This window comes from Janthinobacterium tructae (genome assembly GCF_006517255.1).
GTDB classification, from domain to species: Bacteria; Pseudomonadota; Gammaproteobacteria; order Burkholderiales; family Burkholderiaceae_D; genus Janthinobacterium; species Janthinobacterium tructae.
Window position 1 is genome coordinate 5,491,829 of the sequence record NZ_CP041185.1, and the last position, 15,489, is coordinate 5,507,317.

At 61.2% G+C, this 15,489-nt stretch carries 15 protein-coding genes; 12 read left to right on the plus strand and 3 right to left on the minus strand.

Annotation, left to right across the window (positions count from 1 at the left end):
• Nucleotides 1-98: 98 nt before the first annotated feature.
• Nucleotides 99-2,162: a TonB-dependent receptor domain-containing protein gene (locus tag FJQ89_RS24110; protein WP_168208517.1), complete on the minus strand. Its 2,064-nt coding sequence runs from the start codon at nucleotides 2,160-2,162 to the stop codon at nucleotides 99-101.
• A gap of 159 nt (nucleotides 2,163-2,321) precedes the next feature.
• Here FJQ89_RS24110 and FJQ89_RS24115 point away from each other — a divergent pair, with 159 nt between their 5' ends.
• The 6 genes from FJQ89_RS24115 to FJQ89_RS24140 all read left to right on the plus strand — a co-directional run bounded on the left by FJQ89_RS24115 (nucleotide 2,322) and on the right by FJQ89_RS24140 (nucleotide 9,845).
• Nucleotides 2,322-2,780, plus strand: coding sequence for a Fur family transcriptional regulator (locus FJQ89_RS24115; RefSeq protein WP_141172003.1), 459 nt, complete (start codon nucleotides 2,322-2,324; stop codon nucleotides 2,778-2,780).
• Nucleotides 2,781-2,899: 119 nt separating this feature from the next.
• The gene (gene alaS / locus FJQ89_RS24120; RefSeq protein ID WP_141172004.1) at nucleotides 2,900-5,518 is read left to right on the plus strand and encodes an alanine--tRNA ligase; all 2,619 of its coding nucleotides are present in this window, start codon (nucleotides 2,900-2,902) and stop codon (nucleotides 5,516-5,518) included.
• A 200-nt stretch (nucleotides 5,519-5,718) separates the two neighbouring features.
• Nucleotides 5,719-5,976 carry a sulfurtransferase TusA family protein gene (locus FJQ89_RS24125; RefSeq protein WP_225317265.1) on the plus strand — a complete coding sequence of 86 codons (258 nt, stop codon included), beginning with the start codon at nucleotides 5,719-5,721 and terminating at the stop codon, nucleotides 5,974-5,976.
• A gap of 263 nt (nucleotides 5,977-6,239) precedes the next feature.
• On the plus strand, nucleotides 6,240-6,989 hold the full coding sequence (locus tag FJQ89_RS24130; RefSeq protein WP_141172005.1) for an electron transfer flavoprotein subunit beta/FixA family protein: 750 nt from the start codon (nucleotides 6,240-6,242) through the stop codon (nucleotides 6,987-6,989).
• A gap of 42 nt (nucleotides 6,990-7,031) precedes the next feature.
• Nucleotides 7,032-7,964: an electron transfer flavoprotein subunit alpha/FixB family protein gene (locus tag FJQ89_RS24135; RefSeq protein ID WP_034759881.1), complete on the plus strand. Its 933-nt coding sequence runs from the start codon at nucleotides 7,032-7,034 to the stop codon at nucleotides 7,962-7,964.
• 90 nt (nucleotides 7,965-8,054) lie between these two features.
• Complete coding sequence (locus FJQ89_RS24140) at nucleotides 8,055-9,845, plus strand: acyl-CoA dehydrogenase (protein ID WP_141172006.1); 1,791 nt, start codon at nucleotides 8,055-8,057, stop codon at nucleotides 9,843-9,845.
• A gap of 84 nt (nucleotides 9,846-9,929) precedes the next feature.
• Here FJQ89_RS24140 and FJQ89_RS24145 read toward each other — a convergent pair whose 3' ends face one another.
• Both FJQ89_RS24145 and FJQ89_RS24150 read right to left on the minus strand, forming a co-directional pair.
• Nucleotides 9,930-10,556: a glycine zipper 2TM domain-containing protein gene (locus FJQ89_RS24145; RefSeq protein ID WP_141172007.1), complete on the minus strand. Its 627-nt coding sequence runs from the start codon at nucleotides 10,554-10,556 to the stop codon at nucleotides 9,930-9,932.
• Nucleotides 10,557-10,691: 135 nt separating this feature from the next.
• Nucleotides 10,692-11,126 carry an NINE protein gene (locus FJQ89_RS24150; RefSeq protein WP_141172008.1) on the minus strand — a complete coding sequence of 145 codons (435 nt, stop codon included), beginning with the start codon at nucleotides 11,124-11,126 and terminating at the stop codon, nucleotides 10,692-10,694.
• 277 nt (nucleotides 11,127-11,403) lie between these two features.
• Between FJQ89_RS24150 and rpsP the strand changes: the two genes are divergently transcribed.
• The 6 genes from rpsP to FJQ89_RS24180 all read left to right on the plus strand — a co-directional run bounded on the left by rpsP (nucleotide 11,404) and on the right by FJQ89_RS24180 (nucleotide 15,332).
• Nucleotides 11,404-11,655: a 30S ribosomal protein S16 gene (gene rpsP / locus FJQ89_RS24155; protein WP_010395524.1), complete on the plus strand. Its 252-nt coding sequence runs from the start codon at nucleotides 11,404-11,406 to the stop codon at nucleotides 11,653-11,655.
• 13 nt (nucleotides 11,656-11,668) lie between these two features.
• On the plus strand, nucleotides 11,669-12,226 hold the full coding sequence (gene rimM / locus FJQ89_RS24160; protein WP_141172009.1) for a ribosome maturation factor RimM: 558 nt from the start codon (nucleotides 11,669-11,671) through the stop codon (nucleotides 12,224-12,226).
• Between the two features lie 50 nt (nucleotides 12,227-12,276).
• Nucleotides 12,277-13,023: a tRNA (guanosine(37)-N1)-methyltransferase TrmD gene (gene trmD, locus FJQ89_RS24165; protein ID WP_141172010.1), complete on the plus strand. Its 747-nt coding sequence runs from the start codon at nucleotides 12,277-12,279 to the stop codon at nucleotides 13,021-13,023.
• Between the two features lie 130 nt (nucleotides 13,024-13,153).
• On the plus strand, nucleotides 13,154-13,537 hold the full coding sequence (rplS, locus tag FJQ89_RS24170; RefSeq protein WP_010395528.1) for a 50S ribosomal protein L19: 384 nt from the start codon (nucleotides 13,154-13,156) through the stop codon (nucleotides 13,535-13,537).
• Between the two features lie 78 nt (nucleotides 13,538-13,615).
• Complete coding sequence (locus tag FJQ89_RS24175; RefSeq protein WP_141172011.1) at nucleotides 13,616-14,275, plus strand: CoA pyrophosphatase; 660 nt, start codon at nucleotides 13,616-13,618, stop codon at nucleotides 14,273-14,275.
• Nucleotides 14,276-14,372: 97 nt separating this feature from the next.
• The gene (locus FJQ89_RS24180) at nucleotides 14,373-15,332 is read left to right on the plus strand and encodes a CobD/CbiB family protein (RefSeq protein WP_141172012.1); all 960 of its coding nucleotides are present in this window, start codon (nucleotides 14,373-14,375) and stop codon (nucleotides 15,330-15,332) included.
• Nucleotides 15,333-15,489: the final 157 nt, after the last annotated feature.

A 15,489-nucleotide genomic window follows, 5' to 3' on the forward strand; every position in this document is an offset into this window, starting at 1 on the left:
GCGGGGCAAAGCCCCGCGTAATCCGACAACATTGTTGACGTTATTGGTGTTGTCGGCTTACGCGCTTGCGCGCTAAGCCGACCTACGTTTCAAACAGCTTAGAAAGTTACGCGCATGCCGACCGTGACATTGCGCCCCATCAACGGCGCCGCGTTCTTGATGAACGAAGTATGGCTGTACGCCAGTTCATTCGTCAGGTTGTTCGCCTTGATGTAGAACTGGGCCGGCGTCGTGCCGATGCGCGTGTCGTAGTTGGCGGACAGGTTCAGCATGTTGTAGCCCGGGGTCGCCGTTTCGAACGCGGCGACCTTGTCTTGCTTGCCCACGCGGTAGAACTCGGCCACGCCGCTCCACGCCTGCCAGTTGGCGTCAACTTTTACACCGACGCGCTGGGCGGGGATGCGCGGCAAGTTTTTATTGTTGCCTGCGCCACCGTCGGCCAGCTTGGCTCGCACGTAGTCGCCGAACACGCTGGCACCGAACATGGGGTTCAGCTGCTGGCGGATTTGCCCTTCCATGCCCGTAAATGTGGCGTCGCGCTGGGCGTACTGGATCAGCTGGAAGCCTTCGTGGTTGTCCAGCGTGGAGCCGAAGATGTAGTTGTCGACCTTGTTGCGGTAGGCGCTGGCCGAGAAGGTCGTGGCGCCCGCATATTTGCGCAAGGTCAAGTCGATATTGTTCGACGTTTCCTTGCCCAGGTTTTGATTGCCCAGCTCATACGTGGCCGTGGCCATGTGCACGCCGTGCGCATACAGTTCCTCGGCGCTGGGCAAGCGGTGCGTGCGCGAGATGGTCGAACCGAGCGAATACTGGGGCGCGAATTTCCACACGGCGCCCAAGGAGATCGAGGTGCCCTTGGCGCTGCGGTCCTGCAGGGTGGCGCTGTCGACCGTGATGTCTTGCCATTCGTGGCGCAAGCCCGCCTCGAAGCGCCATTGGTCGAGCTTGTATTCTTCCACCAGGAAGGCCGCGTGCTTCTTCGTCACCGTCGGCGCCACATACGCTTCCTCGCCCAGTGCCGAGAAATCGCGCTTCGATGTTTGCAGGCCCACCACGCCGCGCCAGCCGAAGACGGGATGGTGTTCCATTTCCAGGCGCGCATCGTGGCCCTTGTTCTTGAACGTGGTGGCGATTTGCGTGCCTTCGATTTCGTCGTGCTTGTAATCGGTGAATGCGGCGCGCAGGCGCAGCTTGGCGAAGCCGGGCACGGGATCGCGCAATTCGCCGCGCACATCCCAGCGCTCGCTCTTCAGCTTCACGTAGGGCACGCTGCCGTGCGCGTGGTCATGTTCCTCTTCGGCACCGTGGTCGTGGCCGTCGTGGCCACCGCAATGCAGGTGCGTGCCGTGCGGGTGGCAGCTCTCGAATTCGTGGTTGTGGCCAGGCAAGCCGTAGTCCGCATGCTGGCTGGTGAAGGCCAGGCCCAGGAAGCCGCGTTGACCCACCCACGACACGCCCACGCTGCCCGTGTCCGTCTTGTTGTAGCTGCCGGCCACCTTGGAGCCGCCTTCCCAGCCGCTGCCGACCTTGTATTCCTTCGCATCGCGCTTGACGCCTTCCGCATGGAAAGCGATGTTGCCGGAGCCGCCAGTGACTTCAAAGGCGCCCGCCTTTTCGCGAGCCGCCGAGTTGGCGCGCACTTCCGCGCTGCCTTCAACACCTTTCGCCGGCACGCGCGTGGGGATTTTCTTGTCGATCACGTTGACCACGCCACCGACGGCGCCGCCGCCATAGGCCAGCGCGGACGGGCCGCGCAAGACTTCAATCTGTTCCGACAGCATCGGCTCGGCCGCGACAGCATGGTCGGGGCTGATGGTCGACGCATCCTGCACTTCGGCACCATCGGACAGCACCTTGACGCGCGGGCCATCCATGCCGCGGATGATGGGACGGCTGGCGCCGGCGCCGAAATGGCTGGCGGTGATACCGGGTTGTCCCGCCAGGGTCTCGCCCAGGGTCGCAGCCCTTGCCAGCACCAGTGCTTCGCCTTCCAGTACGGTCACTGGCGTGCTCATGTCGTCGCTGCCCAGGGCCAGGGCGCTGGCCGAAACGGTGACGGCTGGCAAGGTGGCGGTTTGCTGCGCCAGGGCGCTGGCAGGGGCGGCAAAGGCCAGCATGATGGCCAGCGCGAGGGGAGTGGGTTGTTGAGGACGGACGGACATGGGCAAGAGTTCCTTTATCGGCTATCGGTGTTTGCGGGGTTTGGGCAGGCGCTTGCCGGATGGGGCGACTGCCCGAAGATGATAATGATAACCCATTATCATTACTGTGTGACAGTTTTCCGGGCGGGAGATGCAGGCGGATGGTGTATTCTGTCGGCTATGGAACGCACAACACGTCAAAAAACCGCTATTCAAGCCGCCATCGAGTCGGCTCAGCGCCCCCTGTCGGCGCAGGAAATCTTGGTGCAGGCCAGCTTGCAGGTGACGCAGCTGGGCATTGCCACCGTTTACCGCAACTTGAAGTCCCTGGTGCTGGAAGAAAAAGTGCACGTGGTGACCTTGCCGGGCGAAAACCCGCGCTACGAGTCGAACACGGCCGCCAATCACCACCACCACCATTTCCAGTGCACCACGTGCCAGCGCGTGTTCGACGTGCATGATTGCCCGGGCGACTTGAAGCGCATGGCGCCGCAAGGCTTTGTCGTCGAGCGCCACGAATTGACCCTGTACGGCCGCTGCGCCGACTGCAATGCCGCTGCCGGCGCCACAGCCACGGCGGGGGGCGCCGCCGTTGCCAGCACTGTGCACGCCTGTGCCAGCCACCACGACCCGGCCTGAGCTGGCAGGCTGTCGATGTTGGCACGGGCGCAACAATGCCCTGGCCAGCCATCATTGCCGCACCCCATATCACGTATAATCTTCCCTTTAAAGCTGCCGCCACTCTTTGCCAAAAAAACATGAAATCATCTGAAATCCGCGACAAGTTCCTCAAATTTTTCGAATCCAAGGGCCATTCCATCGTCCGTTCCAGCTCCCTGGTGCCAGGCAACGATCCGACCTTGCTGTTGACGAACAGCGGCATGGTGCAATTCAAGGATGTGTTTACGGGCACGGACAGCCGTCCGTACACGCGTGCCACCTCGGTGCAGCGCTGCGTGCGCGCCGGCGGCAAGCACAACGACCTGGAAAACGTTGGCTACACGGCGCGCCACCATACGTTCTTTGAAATGCTGGGCAACTTCAGCTTCGGCGACTATTTCAAGCGCGACGCGATTCAATACGCGTGGGAACTGCTGACCAAGGTGTATGGCTTGCCGGCTGACAAGCTGACCGTCACTGTCTACATCGAAGATGACGAAGCGTATGACATCTGGGCCAAAGAAATCGGCGTGCCTGTCGAACGCATCATCCGCATCGGCGACAACAAGGGTGCGCGCTACGCTTCCGACAATTTCTGGCAGATGGCGGATACGGGCCCATGCGGTCCGTGCACGGAAATCTTCTACGATCACGGCGCCGACATTCCTGGCGGCCCGCCGGGCTCGCCGGACGAAGATGGCGACCGCTTCATTGAAATCTGGAATCTGGTGTTCATGCAGTTCAACCGCGACGAAGCGGGCGTCATGCACAAGCTGCCGAAGCCGTGCGTCGACACGGGCATGGGCATGGAGCGCCTGGCCGCCGTGCTGCAGCACGTGCATTCGAACTATGAAATCGACCTGTTCCAGCATTTGATCCGCGCCGCCGCGCGCGAAACGGGCGCCACGGACCTGGAAAACAAGTCGCTGCGCGTGATCGCCGACCACATCCGCGCCGCCGCCTTCATGATCGTCGATGGCATCATTCCGGGCAGCGAAGGCCGCGCGTATGTCTTGCGTCGCATCATCCGCCGCGCCTTGCGCCATGGCCACAAGCTGGGCCAGACCAAACCATTCTTCTACAAGCTGGTGGCCGACCTGGCCATCGAGATGGGCGGCGCCTATCCGGAACTGGAAGAAGCGAAAGACAACGTTGCCAACATGCTCAAAGCCGAGGAAGAGCGTTTCGGCGAAACCCTGGAAACGGGCATGAAAGTGCTGGAAGCGCAGCTGGCCAAGGATGCCACGGGCATCGACGGCGCCACCGCATTTACTTTGTACGAAACCTACGGCTTCCCGCCGGACCTGACAGCCGACATTTGCCGCGAACGCAATATCACGTTCGACCAGGTGGGCTACGACGCGGCCCTGAAGGAAAGCCAGGAACTGTCGCGCAAGGGCGGCAAGACGCACAAGGACAGCAAGGTCGAGTACACGGGCGAGAAAAACACCTTCGTCGGCTACGATCAATTGACCTTCAGCGGCAAGGTCGTGGCGCTGTACGCGGCCGGCACACCGGTAACGGAATTGAAGGCCGGCCAGGATGGCATCGTGGTGCTCGACACCACGCCGTTCTACGCGGAATCGGGCGGCCAGGTGGGTGACCAGGGCGTGATCGCCTCGGGCGCCGGCAGCTTTGCCGTCAGCGACACCTTGAAAATCCAGGCGGACGTATTCGGCCACCACGGCGTGCTCGAGTCCGGCGTGTTGAAAGTGGGCGACGCCGTCTCGGCGCAAGTCGATACGGCCAAGCGCGCACGCACCATCCGCAACCACTCGGCCACGCACTTGATGCACAAGGCCTTGCGCGAAGTGCTGGGCAGCCATGTGGCGCAAAAGGGCTCGCTGGTCGATCCGGACAAAACCCGTTTCGACTTCAGCCACCATGCGCCGATGACGGTGGAACAGATCGTCGCCGTGGAAACCATCGTCAATAAAGAGATCCTGGAAAACCGCGCCACGCAGGCCCACCTGATGTCGTTTGACGATGCCGTCAAGCATGGCGCGATGGCCCTGTTCGGCGAGAAATACGGCGACGAAGTGCGCGTGCTCGACATCGGCAGCTCGAAAGAGCTGTGCGGCGGCGTCCACGTGCAGCGCACGGGCGATATCGGTCTGTTCAAGATCATCGCCGAAAGCGGCGTGGCCGCCGGCATCCGCCGCGTGGAAGCGGTGACGGGCGAGGGCGCGCTGGCGCTGGTGCAAACCATCAACCGCCGCCTGGTCGAAGCAGCGCAAGCGCTGAAGGCGCAGCCGGAAGAGCTGACTGCCCGTATCGGACAGGTGCAGGACCATGTGAAGGCGCTGGAGAAGGAACTGGCCGCGCTGAAATCGAAGCTGGCTTCCGGCCAGGGCGATGAGCTGGTCACGCAAGCCGTCGATGTGAACGGCATCAAGGTGCTGGCCGCCGTGCTCGATGGCGCCGACGTGGCCCGTCTGCGCGAAACCATGGACAAGCTGAAAGACAAGCTGAAGACGGCTGCCATCGTGCTGGCCAGCGTGACAGATGGCAAGGTCAGCCTGATCGCCGGCGTCACGGCGGACGCCACTTCCCGTGTCAAAGCGGGCGAGCTGGTGAACTTCGTTGCACAGCAAGTGGGCGGAAAAGGCGGCGGACGCCCCGATATGGCGCAAGCGGGCGGTACCGATCCGAGTGGTCTGGCGAACGCCCTGGCTGGCGTACCGGCCTGGGTCGGCGAACGTGCCACACAGGCGTAAGCTAGAGGATATGCGGGGTTTGCGCCCCATAGTCCCTTGAAAACGGCCCGCAGACGATGTTTGCGGGCCGTTTTGCCGTGTGGAATCCCGTTGTGACCCCACAACAGCCGATGAACTATTTTGGTGCAGCGCGTCAATGCCCCTGATTTAGAGTAGTATGTCGAAAATCAGTACAACAAAACAATGGTGGGATATTGATGATGAGCGACACACTACTTGATACCGAGATTATGGAATTTCACAAAGAACTCGACGCGCGCGGCTTGAATTGCCCGTTGCCGATTCTGAAGGCGAAAAAGGCTTTGTCAGAGCTGCAGAGCGGGGAAGTGCTGCGCATCATGGCAACCGATCCCGGTTCCGTGCGCGACTTTCAGGCTTTCGCCAAGCAAACGGGCAATGCCCTGCTGTCGCATGTGCAGACGGGCACCGAATTCGTCTTCCTCATGCAACGCAAATAATTCTGCCGGCCGTGGCCGCCGTGGCGCGGCCTGCTGGATACCTTGCCGCACCGTTTTTGCTTCACTTTCACGCCCTTTTGCTGCCCTGCAGCGTAGCGGCAGACTCCCCTGGAATCCCCGAAGCTGGACAGTTTAGATGGATTGCTCTAACAAAAAATCGCACGATCGTGCTTAAATTCGGTTCAGGATTCAAATTTCTCTTATAATCGAACGCACAATCAGCACTTGATCCGTCATTTTTATAATTTCCCAAAGGCATAGCTATGAAAGTCTTGGTACCCGTCAAACGCGTGGTCGACTATAACGTCAAAGTCCGCGTCAAGAGTGACGGCACTGGCGTCGATACCGCCAACGTCAAAATGTCGATGAACCCTTTCGATGAGATCGCGCTGGAAGAAGCGATGCGCCTGAAAGAAGCCGGCAAGGTCACGGAAGTGGTCGCCATCTCCTGCGGCGTGACGCAGTGCCAGGAAACCTTGCGCACCGCCATGGCCATCGGCGCCGACCGCGGCATCCTGGTGGAAACGACGACCGAACTGGAGCCGCTGGCCGTGGCCAAGCTGGTGAAAGCCCTGGCCGAGAAAGAGCAGCCGCAACTAATCATCCTGGGCAAGCAAGCCATCGATGACGACAGCAACCAGACCGGCCAGATGCTGGCAGCCCTGCTGGGTTGGCCGCAGGCCACGTTCGCCTCGAAAGTCGTGCTGGAAGACGGTAAAGTCACCGTCACGCGCGAAGTCGACGGCGGCCTGGAAACCCTGGCATTGACCTTGCCAGCGATTATCACCACCGACCTGCGTTTGAACGAGCCACGCTATGTGACCTTGCCGAACATCATGAAGGCCAAGAAAAAGCCGCTCGAGACCGTCAAACCGGAAGACCTGGGCATCGACGTCGCGCCACGCCTGAAGACCCTGAAAGTCGTCGAGCCAGCCAAGCGCTCGGCCGGCATCAAGGTAGCAGACGTGGCCACGCTGGTCGCCAAGCTGCGTACCGAAGCCAAAGTCATCTAAGCGCGGCTTCGCCGTTTATCCAGAACAATTACAGGACACATCATGGTCGCATTAGTTATTGCTGAACACGACAACGCTACCTTAAAGGGCAGCACCCACCACACCGTGACCGCGGCTGCCCAGTGCGGCGGCGACGTGCACGTGCTCGTCGCAGGTTCGAACGCCTCGGCTGCCGCCGCTGCCGCCGCGCAAATCGCCGGCGTGACGAAAGTCATCGTGGCCGACGCGCCATACTTCGCCGACGGCCTGGCCGAAAACGTGGCCGAGCAAGTGCTGGCCATCGCCGGCAACTACAGCCACATCCTGGCGCCAGCCACCGCCTACGGCAAGAACATCCTGCCGCGTGTGGCTGCCAAGCTGGACGTGGCGCAAATCTCGGAAATCACCAAGGTCGACTCGCCAGATACGTTCGAGCGTCCGATCTACGCCGGTAACGCGATTGCCACCGTGCAATCTGGCGACAAGATCAAGGTCATCACCGTGCGCACCACCGGTTTCGACGCCGCTGCCGCCACCGGCGGTTCGGCTGCCACCGAAACCGTCGCCGCCGTTGCCGATGCCGGCAAATCGGCCTTCGTGGGCCGCGAGCTGGCCAAGTCCGACCGTCCTGAACTGACCGCCGCGAAAATCATCGTGTCGGGCGGCCGTGGCATGGGTTCGGCCGAGAACTTCCACATCCTGGAACCGCTGGCCGACAAGCTGGGCGCCGCCATGGGTGCTTCGCGCGCCGCCGTCGACGCCGGCTTCGTGCCGAACGACTGGCAAGTGGGCCAGACGGGCAAGATCGTCGCGCCATCGCTGTACATCGCCGTCGGTATCTCGGGCGCGATCCAGCATCTGGCCGGCATGAAAGACTCGAAAACCATCGTCGCCATCAACAAGGATCCGGAAGCGCCGATCTTTGCCGTGGCCGACTACGGCATCGTGGGCGATCTGTTCGAGATCGTGCCGCAACTGGTCAAGGAACTGGGCTAAGTCTTACCCATTCAGGTTTTGTTATTGACAAAGCCACGCCGGCCCGCCCCACACGGCGAGCCGCGCGTGGCTTTTTTCTTGGAGAAATAGATGAGCTATCAAGCCCCGCTGAAAGATATGTTGTTCGTCATGAACGAACTGGCCGGCCTGGCCGAAATCCACACTTTGCCTGGCTGCGAAGATGCCACGCCCGACACGGCCGAAGCCGTGCTGGAAGAGAACGCCAAATTCTGCGGCGCCGTGGTGGCCCCGCTGAACTGGCCCAGCGACAAGGAACCGAGCTTCTGGCACGACGGCCAGGTCACGACGTCAAAGGGCTTCAAGGAAGCCTTCAAGGCGTATGGCGAAGCGGGCTGGCAGGGCGTGCAGCATCCGACTGAATTCGGCGGCCAGGGTTTGCCGAAGCTGCTGGCCACGCCGTGCATCGAAATGCTCAATTCCGCCAGCATCTCCTTCGCTTTGGTCGCCCTGCTGTCGGACGGCGCCATCGAAGCGCTGCTGACGGCCGGCAGCGATGAGCAAAAGGCGGTCTACCTGGAAAACCTGGTGTCGGGCAAGTGGACGGGCACCATGAACCTGACGGAGCCGCAAGCCGGTTCCGACCTGGCCGCCGTGCGCACGCGCGCCGTGCCGCAGGACGATGGCACCTATAAAGTCTTCGGCACGAAGATTTTCATCACGTATGGCGAGCACGACATGGCGGAAAACATCGTCCATCTGGTGCTGGCCCGCACGCCGGACGCGCCCGCTGGCGTGAAAGGCATTTCGCTGTTCATCGTGCCGAAATTCCTCGTCAACGCCGATGGCAGCCTCGGTGCGCGCAATGACGCGCACTGCGTGTCGATCGAGCACAAGCTGGGCATCAAGGCCAGCCCGACGGCCGTGCTGCAGTTCGGCGACCACGGCGGCGCCATCGGCACCCTGGTGGGCGAGGAAAACCGCGGTCTCGAATACATGTTCATCATGATGAATGCGGCCCGTTTCGGCGTCGGCCTGCAAGGCATCGGCCTGGCCGAGCGCGCTTACCAGCAGGCGGTGGCGTTCGCCAAGGACCGCGTGCAGTCGCGCGACCTGGCCGGTTCGCCCGGCCCGGTCTCCATCATCCACCACCCGGACGTGCGCCGCATGCTGATGTCGATGCGCTCGCAGACGGAGGCGGCGCGCGCGCTGGCCTACGTGGGCGCGGCCATCAGCGACGTGGCGCACCACCATCCGGAGGCCGAAGTGCGCGCGGAAAGCCTGGCGACGTATGAATACCTGGTGCCCGTGATCAAGGGTTGGGCCACGGAAATGTCGCAGGATGTCACGCGCGACGGCGTGCAAGTGCATGGCGGCATGGGTTTTATTGAAGAAACAGGCGCTGCCCAGCATTACCGTGACGCCAAGATTCTCACCATCTACGAAGGCACGACGGCGATTCAGGCGAACGACCTCGTGGGCCGCAAGACGGTGCGCGACGGCGGCGCCGTGGCGAAAGCCATCATCGCCCAGGTGCGCGCCACGGAAGCCCAGTTGGGCGAGCTCTCCGGCGCCGACTTCCAGGCCATGCAGCGCCACCTGGCCGAAGGCAGCGCCGCGCTCGAAGCGGTGGTGGAATACGTGGTGGCCAACATGAAGACGGACGTCAAGGCCGTGTTTGCGGGCAGCGTGCCGTATCTGAAGCTGGCTGGCATCGTGCTGGGCGGCTGGCAAATGGCGCGCGCGGCCGTGGTGGCGCAGCAAAGGCTGGGAGAGGGCAGCGGCGACGCCTCGTTCTACAAGGCAAAAATCGCCACGGCGCGTTTCTTTGCCGACCACATCCTGTCGCAAGCGCCGGGCTTGCGCGCCACCATCATCGATGGCAGCGCCGGTGTGATGGCCTTGTCGGAAGAGCAGTTTTAAGTTGAAACTTGGTCAGCGCAAGCTGGCTGAATGAAAAAAAAGCGCTGGAGATCACTCTCCAGCGCTTTTTTCTGTTTCAGAAGCTTATCTTCTGGCGATACCATTGCCCGAGTTGCGTACCAAATCGCCAGCGGCCAGGCCAGGATCCTGGTCAAACGCGAAGTCGGCCTTGGCGCCCGTTTCATATTGCACGGTGACGGTCCAGGTCTTGGCATTTTTCATGTGGCCTTCGACTTGCTTGCCGGCATACGCGCCGCCAGCGGCGCCGGCCAGGGTGGCCAAGTCCTTGCCGCGTCCGCCGCCGACCTGGCGGCCCAGCAGGGCGCCGGCCACGCCGCCGCCTATCATGCCCAGCGCGCCGCCTTCACCGGCCTTCTCGGCGACATTGACTGCCAGCACCTTGCCGCATTCGGCGCAAATCTGGTGCGGCGGCTGCTTGTTTTGCTGGCCAACGTTGGCGTTGCCTGCTCTTTGCGCGGCCTTGGCATTGATGATGGCCTGGTCGTATTCGCTCTTGGCATCGCGCAGGCATTGCATGCGGGCTTTCGAGCTGCTTTCTTCCGCGCACAATTTCTTGTCGTCCGCATAGCGCGTGTTCGCCTGTTTCGTGTCGTAGGTGTATTGCGCCTTCGGCGACAGGTTTTGCGCGAAGGCGGAGGTGCTGAACAGGGCCGTGATGGCGACTGCGAGGATGAGTGGGCGACGAATCATGATCTTCTCCTAGGGGTGTGGAATATGCCAGTAATGTCGGCATTGTGAATGCAGTATAGGGGAAAATCATGATTGCTTACCAACACTTACATGTGCGTGCGCGAGGCAATATCTGGTGCCATTTCCGTGCGGAAATTAACCGTAGGCGCCGCCTGTGTACAGCAAGTCGAACAGGCGCGCGATGGTGGCGATCAGCACGCCCGCACCGAGCATCAAGGTGGCGACCAGCACCACGGCCAGGGGCCAGCCCGTGTCCGACAGGCGGCCGGAGGCTGCGTTGTAGCGCGCATCCCACTTGTCGTCCGGCATCAGGCCCAGTACCAGTGCTTCCAGGAAGCCGACCAGGGCAGACAGGGTCAGCGGCAATATCTGGTAAAACCAGTCGGCCTCGGGAAACAGCTGGTGCAGCAGCAAGGAGGCGGGCAGGGCGGCCAGGTGTAGCCAGCCCCAGCGGTCTTTGCTGCCATGCAGGTAGAAGCGGTGTGCGCCCAGCATGCCCAGCAGGAAGGCCAGCAAGGTGGTGAAGGCCTTGTTCTTGTGCGACTGTTGCAAAATGGTAGCGGTGGTCATGGGACTCCAGAGTTGCTCATCGGTAAAGATTGCCAGTATCGGTCATTGTCTCGCACAACGATAGCACTTTCCTGTGGCGTTTATACAATGATTTGGCGTGATTTCCAGCCATGGCCGGCACGATAGGCGCAGACGCCTATTGCGTCTTCGGCCATGACTGGTCATAATGTTTGATTAGCCCAAATTACACGCCCGTCATCATAACGCTTGCTGCCTGGCGGTAAAGCGCGCTATAATTTGCGGCTTTTTCCGCCTCAGCACACTTTTTGGAAATATTATGGTCGTTATTCGTTTAGCTCGTGGAGGCGCCAAGAAGCGCCCGTTCTTCAACATCGTCGCTACAGATTCGCGCAATCGCCGCGATGGTCGCTTCATTGAGCGTATCGGTTTTTACAACCCGATGGCGCAAGGTGGCGAAGTTCCACTGCGTATCACCGCAGACCGTCTGGCCTACTGGCAAGGCGTTGGCGCACAATTGTCGCCAACCGTTGCTCGCCTGGTTGCCAGCAACAACAAAGCAGCAGCTTAATTAGATCACTGGTTTGACGGTCAAGACTGCATCCGGGGTGAAAGTCCCCGATGACCTGGTACAGGTAGGCTATGTCTCCGGTGCTTATGGCATTGCTGGCGGGGTCAGGATCACTCCTTTCTCCGACGACGCGGATGCATTATTAAGCGTTAAAACCTGGTGGTTTGATAAACCGACCTTGCATGATGTTGAAGTCAGGCAAGCGAAGTTGCACGGCGGCGACGTCGTGGCCCAGCTGGTGGGTGTGGTCGGGCGGGATGCCGCAGAAGCGCTGAAAGGCGTTTCTGTGCAAATTCCGCGTAGCCATTTCCCGACGCTGACGGCCGATGAATTTTATTGGTCCGATCTGATCGGACTGACAGTCGAGAATTTGCAAGGCGAGTGCCTTGGCACAGTGCACGACATGATGAGCAATGGTCCGCAGTCGATCTTGCGCGTTACGCCCGTAGCCAGTGCCGATGAGACCGTTGAAAAGGCGCCTGAGCGCCTGATCCCGTTTGTTGGCCAGTTTGTCATTAACGTTGACAAGAGCGCCAACAAGATCACGGTCGACTGGGGCCTCGATTATTAAACCGCCTGCGCATAATTTTGCGCCGGGCAAACATTGCAGGATGGTGAGCGATGCAATTTGATGTCGTGACCCTGTTCCCGGAAATGTTTGCCGCGCTGACGCAGTCGGGTGTGACCCGGCGCGCCTTCGAGCAGGGGAAGTGTGGCTTGTCGCTGTGGAATCCCCGTGATTTCACCACCGACAATCACCGTACCGTGGATGACCGCCCGTATGGCGGCGGCCCCGGCATGGTGATGATGGCGCGTCCCCTCGAAGCGACAATTAATGCCGCGAAGCAACGCCAGACCGATCTCGGCCTGGCGGCGCCCCGCGTGGTGTTCATGTCGCCGCAAGGTCGTGCGCTGACGCACGAGCGCGTCACGCAGCTGAAAGCCGAACCTGGTTTGGTGATCCTGTGTGGCCGCTATGAAGCCGTGGACCAGCGTTTGCTGGACCGTTGCGTCGACGAAGAAATCAGCGTCGGCGACTTTGTCCTGTCGGGCGGTGAATTGCCCGCCATGGCGCTGATGGATGCGGTGATCCGCCTGTTGCCGGGTGTCTTGAACACCGAGGCATCGGCCATCGAGGACAGCTTCGTCAATGGCTTGCTCGATTCGCCGCACTACACGCGGCCGGAAACATATGAAGGCATGGCCGTGCCGCCCGTCTTGATGGGTGGCAATCATGCCGAGATCGTCAAGTGGCGCCGCCAGCGCATGCTGGAAGCGACCGCGACGAAGCGGCCTGACCTGCTGGTCAGTGCACGCGCCGCCGGCTTGCTCAGCAAGACCGACGAAAAATTCTTGGCCAGCCTGTAAGCCGTCTCTGACGGCCGGCAGGGTGGCCAGTAGTGCCGGGCATGTTGCCCAAATTGTGTTACCCATCCTCTACCGGGCGGATACTTGCTATCCACAGTGCGCCGGCATGATGGTTTTCGGAGTGTTAAAAATGGACTTGATTCAACAATTAGAGCAGGAAGAAATTGCTCGTCTGGGTAAAACCATTCCTGAATTCGCACCAGGCGATACCGTTATCGTCAGCGTCAACGTAGTCGAAGGTACGCGCAAGCGCGCCCAGGCTTACGAAGGCGTCGTTATCTCCCGTCGTAACCGTGGCCTGAACTCGAACTTCATCGTTCGCAAGATCTCGTCCGGCGAAGGCGTCGAGCGTACGTTCCAACTGTACTCGCCGCTGATCGCTTCGATCGAAGTGAAACGCCGTGGTGATGTTCGCCGCGCCAAGCTGTACTATCTGCGTGAGCGTTCGGGTAAATCGGCGCGTATCAAAGAAAAATTGCCAAATCGCCGCGTTGTGGCGAAAGCAAGCGCGTAATATCAGCGTCTGCGTTGGGAAAAGGGGTGCCTCTCGGCGCCCCTTTTTTTATTCTGAATTGTCTATGGGACAAGCTGCATGGCCACCATCGCATTTGATCCACAACAGCTAGCTATCGATTCGATCGCCGGCGAGGCGGCGCTGGACGCCGTGCGCCTGACGCCGGACTGGCTGCGCCAGCGCCTGGCCGAACAGCCTGACTGGCAACCCGAGATTACCCAGGATTTCCTGTCCGCCCGCGCCGTGCCCGTGCGCGCCGCCGTGCTCATTCCCCTCGTGCAACGGCCGCATGGCTTGACCATCTTGCTGACCATGCGCACGGATCATCTGAGCAGCCATGCGGGCCAGGTCAGCTTTCCCGGCGGGCGCAGCGAAGCCTTCGATGCGTCGCCCATCGCCACGGCCTTGCGCGAAACGCAGGAAGAAGTCGGCCTGGCGCGCGAACACATCGAAGTGCTGGGCCACCTGCCCGACTACCTGACGGGCACCGGCTACCAGGTCACGCCCGTGGTGGGCCTGGTGACGCCGCCGTTCGAACTGCGCGCCGACCCGTCCGAAGTGGCGGAAATTTTCGAAGTACCGCTGGCCTTCCTCATGGATGGCCTCAACCATCAGCGCCTGTCGGTGGAATTGCCCGGCGGACGGCGCTCGTTCTACGCCATGCCCTACGAACGCTTCTACATTTGGGGCGCCACTGCCGGCATGCTGCGCAATCTGTTTCACCTCTTGCGTGCGTAAAATAGTGCCGCGCACGTAATAAGTTTGATTCCAGCACGGCACTGCGCTATCGTAGCGGGCATTGCGGTATTGCTGAAAAAGACAAAAAGGACGTTTGATGACATTTCTCTCCATACTTTGCGCATTGCTGATCGAGCAGCTCAAACCTTTGCGCGCGGACAATCCGATCTACGCCGAAATCAAGAGCCTGGCAATGCGCATGGAGACCTGGTTCAATGCCGGCCATGCCAACCATGGCCGCATGGGCTGGTTCCTCATGATCGGCGTGCTGATGGTGCCGACGGCAGGCGTGTACTGGCTCTTGCAGCATTATCAGCTGACCCTGCTGGCTTTTGCCTGGAACGTCCTCATCGTCTACCTGACCCTGGGCTTCCGCCATTACAGCCATTACTTTACCTCCATCCAGCTGGCCCTGAGCGCCGGCGACGAAGCGACCGCACGTACCTTGCTGGCCGACTGGACCAAGCTCGACACGGTGGGCATGGAGGCGAGTGAAATCGCCCGCATCGCCGTGGAAAAAGCCCTGATCACCACGCATCGCAATGTATTTGGCGTCTTCTTCTGGTTCCTGATGCCGCTGGGCCCTGCCTGCGCCGTGATGTACCGCGTGGCCGAATACCTGGCGCGCGCCTGGAACGAACCCGAGCACATGCGCAATGAAGCGTTCGGCCAGTTTGCCGCGCGCGCCTTTTACTGGATCGACTGGATCCCCGTGCGCCTGACGGCCGTGGCGTTTGCCGTGGTCGGCAATTTCGAAGATGCCATCTATGCCTGGCGCAATTTCGCCCAGCGCTGGCAGGACGAGGCCATCGGCATCATCCTGACGGCCGGCGGCGGCGCCATGGGCGTACGCCTGGGCACGCCAGCGGAAACGGCGGCCCGAGTGCTGGTGACCCCCGACATGGCCGTCGATGACAGCGACAGCGAAAGCGATATCCTGCCCGGCGAAGAGCCGGGCGCGCGCGCATTGCAGAGCACGGTCGGCCTGGTCTGGCGCGCCTTGCTGCTGTGGATGCTGCTGCTGCTGTTGATGTCGGGCGCCGTTTTCCTCGGCTGACGCGGGTGCACACGCGCCATCCATGCGCCTTGCGCGTGGAACAAGGTTAAAATAGGGGCTGGCGCGTTACGCGTGCCGGCCCCTGTTTGCAGCGACAGGGCAGATCGAGGTAGAACCCAAGTCTTCTATAAGATATAATACTGGCTTACCGCAGCAA

Bases quoted from the DNA above. Each gene is read 5' to 3' on its own strand.
- FJQ89_RS24110 (WP_168208517.1), bottom strand. From the start codon at position 2,162: ATGTCCGTCCGTCCTCAACAACCCACTCCCCTCGCGCTGGCCATCATG.
- FJQ89_RS24115 (WP_141172003.1), top strand. From the start codon at position 2,322: ATGGAACGCACAACACGTCAAAAAACCGCTATTCAAGCCGCCATCGAG.
- alaS (WP_141172004.1), top strand. From the start codon at position 2,900: ATGAAATCATCTGAAATCCGCGACAAGTTCCTCAAATTTTTCGAATCC.
- FJQ89_RS24125 (WP_225317265.1), top strand. From the start codon at position 5,719: ATGAGCGACACACTACTTGATACCGAGATTATGGAATTTCACAAAGAA.
- FJQ89_RS24130 (WP_141172005.1), top strand. From the start codon at position 6,240: ATGAAAGTCTTGGTACCCGTCAAACGCGTGGTCGACTATAACGTCAAA.
- FJQ89_RS24135 (WP_034759881.1), top strand. From the start codon at position 7,032: ATGGTCGCATTAGTTATTGCTGAACACGACAACGCTACCTTAAAGGGC.
- FJQ89_RS24140 (WP_141172006.1), top strand. From the start codon at position 8,055: ATGAGCTATCAAGCCCCGCTGAAAGATATGTTGTTCGTCATGAACGAA.
- FJQ89_RS24145 (WP_141172007.1), bottom strand. From the start codon at position 10,556: ATGATTCGTCGCCCACTCATCCTCGCAGTCGCCATCACGGCCCTGTTC.
- FJQ89_RS24150 (WP_141172008.1), bottom strand. From the start codon at position 11,126: ATGACCACCGCTACCATTTTGCAACAGTCGCACAAGAACAAGGCCTTC.
- rpsP (WP_010395524.1), top strand. From the start codon at position 11,404: ATGGTCGTTATTCGTTTAGCTCGTGGAGGCGCCAAGAAGCGCCCGTTC.
- trmD (WP_141172010.1), top strand. From the start codon at position 12,277: ATGCAATTTGATGTCGTGACCCTGTTCCCGGAAATGTTTGCCGCGCTG.
- rplS (WP_010395528.1), top strand. From the start codon at position 13,154: ATGGACTTGATTCAACAATTAGAGCAGGAAGAAATTGCTCGTCTGGGT.
- FJQ89_RS24175 (WP_141172011.1), top strand. From the start codon at position 13,616: ATGGCCACCATCGCATTTGATCCACAACAGCTAGCTATCGATTCGATC.
- FJQ89_RS24180 (WP_141172012.1), top strand. From the start codon at position 14,373: ATGACATTTCTCTCCATACTTTGCGCATTGCTGATCGAGCAGCTCAAA.